Genomic DNA, 3,540 nt, shown 5'->3' with positions numbered 1-3,540 from the left:
ATCTGGTCCATGGTGAGTTATATGCAGGCCGCTTTTTCAGATAGTGAGGACCCTGCGAACTAGGATTTAGGCCTTAGTTCACTGTCCAGGCAAAGAGTTTAGACAAAATTGCGCAAATTCAGTTGCCTAGGTGCTTGACACGCCGAGCTTGTCGATTCAAAATAGGCGGATAGATGCGGGAGTAGCTCAGTTGGTAGAGCGCGACCTTGCCAAGGTCGAGGTCACGAGTTCGAGCCTCGTGTGCCGCTCCAAGTTTTCATTAGGTTGTCCAACGGTTTGGCGGAATGGCAGAGTGGCCATGCAGCGGATTGCAAATCCGTCCACCTCGGTTCGACTCCGGGTTCCGCCTCCATTCAACACTCCACATGCTTTAAATAGCAAACTCGATGCCCGAGTGGTGGAATTGGTAGACACAAGGGATTTAAAATCCCTCGTTCGTAAGGACGTGCCGGTTCAAGTCCGGCCCCGGGCACCATTTGTTTTTTATGTATTTAAAAGCAAACTTCAGATGTTTGACCTTCTATTTTATTTATAAAATCCTGTACTCTTACATAACAGATAATGCGCTGAGCTTGTTGTTATCTCGTGCGCCGTCCGTATGTTTCTTCATACAACTTCCTAACTGTGCGATTTTCATTTTTTCTACAGCAACCAAAAGCATGTGCTAACGCTTACCGTCATCCTTGGTTTTTTTCAAACGAAATCCTCTGCGTCCAACTTACTTTTTTAACAGCCAAAGAATAGTAATTAAAAAAGGCTATTCGCTAGTTATGCTCTTCACCTAATAATTGGCGAACATACATGTGAGGGTAGGGTAAAAGTTAAAACGAAAACATCGGCTTCGCCGATACCTCTTTGGTAGCTTTGCCACTGCTTTTCCCGCCTTGAAAGTTTCAGCATGAAATAGCTTATTTTTGGGACAAATGATAGCGGACGCCGCGCGGAGAAGTCATTTGAGTGGAGCTTGAAAAGATATATTTGTAAAGACTCAAGAATAAGCTGATTTTTGCGGTTAAAAACGTTATTAACGGCGGTATTTTTCTGGTTACTCTATTTTTTGATATTGAAAAAAGAGTAACAGGTACGAAGGGATTTGAGACAAAAACCATCACGGATGATGGCGTGCAGCGTACTTTTTGCTTTCTATATTAGTTGGATAGCTTTGAGTCGAGGGTAGGGCAGGTGCATTGGCTTCGCTGATTGTAATTGGAGGCTATACAGCTAAACTTTCTACTAATACATTGTTTTAATCATTGTTTACTGTTTTGTTTCAATAAGCTTTCATGACCAAGTCATTAGATAGCTTTGGTAGCAGACAATTCAGAGGAACGTAAATTTTGTTTGTCGATCAGCCAAGACACGCGCCCCATAATAAACAAATCAAGTGGTTTGCTTTAGAGTAATAAGTTAGGGTTATTTATAATTTTATTTTAAATAAAAAAGTTAGGGACAAAATGCATCAGAGCCTACCAACGACAACATTAAAACCACTGCTTATTTTGTTGGTCCTATTTGTCTTTATCGCATCCTTTATAAAGTCTCAATTATCTAGTATCACTCCTCTTTCTACCGCCGCACCAGAATCTGTATTTTCCAGTGAGCGAGCGTTCAATATGTTGCAACAATTGACCTTTGAACAAATACCGCATCCGGTTGATAGTCTGGCCAATCGAGTGGTTGAGCAACGTTTGGTTAGCCTGCTAAGAGGTATGGGATATCAGGAAGACATTCAGGACAGTGAAATTTGTCATGACTCCGAGAGAGGTTTTGCACGTTGCACGCGAGTAAGAAATATTATTGTTCATATTGAAGGGCGTGAAGAGGGTAAAGGTATTCTGCTTTCTGCCCATTACGACTCTGTAGGCGCTGGCCCTGGAGGCAGTGATGCAGGTGCTGCGGTTGGCACCTTACTTGAAACTGCACGGCTGTTATCACTTGCTGAGCAACCGCGAAACTCCATCGTATTGTTATTTAATGAAGGTGAAGAGTTTGGTCTGTTTGGTGCAAAAGCTTTTATGGAACAACATCCTTTGGCCAAAAAGCTGCAACTTGCTATAAATGTAGAGGCGCGTGGTAGCTCGGGTAAAAGTGTAATGTTCGAAACCGGTGAAGACAGTGGCTGGTTGGTTAAACATTACGCTCAGACTGCAAAGGCACCTTTAAGTAGTTCGCTATTTTATGAAGTGTATAGGTTTCTTCCTAATGATACTGATCTTACTATTTTTAAAGAACATGGTTTACAAGGACTTAATTTTGCACATGCAGAACGTTTGCCTCACTACCATACTCCTTTAGACAACCTTGAAAATCTCGATCGCGGAAGCTTGCAACATCACGGTGATAACGTTTGGGGTGTGTTAAGTAACATTAAAAATGTCGATTTGGTAAAAGTTGAAAAAGGTAATTTGGTTTACACCGATGTGATGGGATTGTTTGTCATTAGCTGGAGTGAATCCACCAGTATAGCTGTGTCATGCATACTGGTTTTATTACTGGTGTTTGTGTTCGTGTTGTTGTCAAAACAGCAGCACTTGAGCACCAAACAAGTACTCTTAGGTTTATTGTCGACCGTGATTATATTGGTGGTTTCCGTTCTTGTTGCTATGGGAATTAAACTCATTACTCAAACCATTAGTGGCAGTAATTATCCTTGGTACAGCAATCAATTACCCATGCAACTAGCTCTATGGTTGGGAGTGGCGCTTTTTGGACTTTTCATTGGCCGTATGTTTGCTCGCGGTGCTAGCTCAATCAATATGTTGCTCGCGACCTCAGTATTTTGGATATTACTCAGTGTATTAAGTAGCATTTTGATGCCTGGGATCAGCTTTCTGTTTATCCTCCCAGCTGTTGCAGGTATCGCTGGCTTATTTATATTCGTTTGGTTAATTGGAGCTGATCTCCCTGAACAATCAAAAGTGACAATACACACCTTAGTTTTGATCATTAGCGCATGTATTTGTGCGATTAGTTTTATGCCTATCGCGTATGTGTTAGAAATAATGATCGGATATCAGATGAGCGAGGCGGTTGGCATGGTATTGGCTTTTGTTGTGATCTCTTTGCTACCCGTTTTAACCATGAATTCGAGTGCTGCTGGTGGATTCAAAAAACTGCTTTATAGTGTCTCAGTTCTGATGTTGTACGGAGTTGGCTGGACGAGCTTACAGGCCACATATACGCAATGGATGCCTCAGCACCTTAATTTGCAATATTTACAAAATTCCAAGGGAGAAGCTTTTATTCTCAAGGGGCATCAGCGGAATCAACCGTCAGATGAACTACTGAGTGCTCTGTCGGGTGAAGGCGAATTGACGACGATCTTCCCTTGGTCGGCTTGGATGTTCCACAGCACTAAAGTGGATTCAGAACTATTTGAGCCAGCAATAGCTGAAATCCGTGAACTTGCCAGCAACGAATACGCTAAGAAAGTACAGTTAAATTTATCGGCATTCGCTGAAAACTTAAGCGACCTCGTTATTTATGTGCCGATTGATTCGAGCTTGCAATCGATTGAAACAAACAGCGACTCCCTTAAAT

Annotated in this window: 1 protein-coding gene and 3 tRNA genes; all 4 read left to right on the top strand. The window is 42.1% G+C overall.

The genetic code is table 11. The features are described from left to right. The first annotated feature begins 175 nt into the window (after positions 1-175). Positions 176-251: transfer RNA gene (locus tag QZ562_RS20505), tRNA-Gly, on the top strand. Between the two features lie 27 nt (positions 252-278). After that, a tRNA-Cys gene (locus QZ562_RS20500) sits at positions 279-352 on the top strand. A gap of 36 nt (positions 353-388) precedes the next feature. Further along, positions 389-475: transfer RNA gene (locus tag QZ562_RS20495), tRNA-Leu, on the top strand. Between the two features lie 979 nt (positions 476-1,454). Beyond that, a partial coding sequence (locus QZ562_RS20490; RefSeq protein WP_293764469.1) for a M28 family peptidase occupies positions 1,455-3,540 on the top strand: 2,086 nt, incomplete at its 3' end.

The organism is uncultured Paraglaciecola sp., from assembly GCF_913058035.1.
Classification (GTDB): domain Bacteria; phylum Pseudomonadota; class Gammaproteobacteria; order Enterobacterales; family Alteromonadaceae; genus Paraglaciecola.
This window is presented reverse-complemented; position numbering and strand designations above follow the sequence as displayed.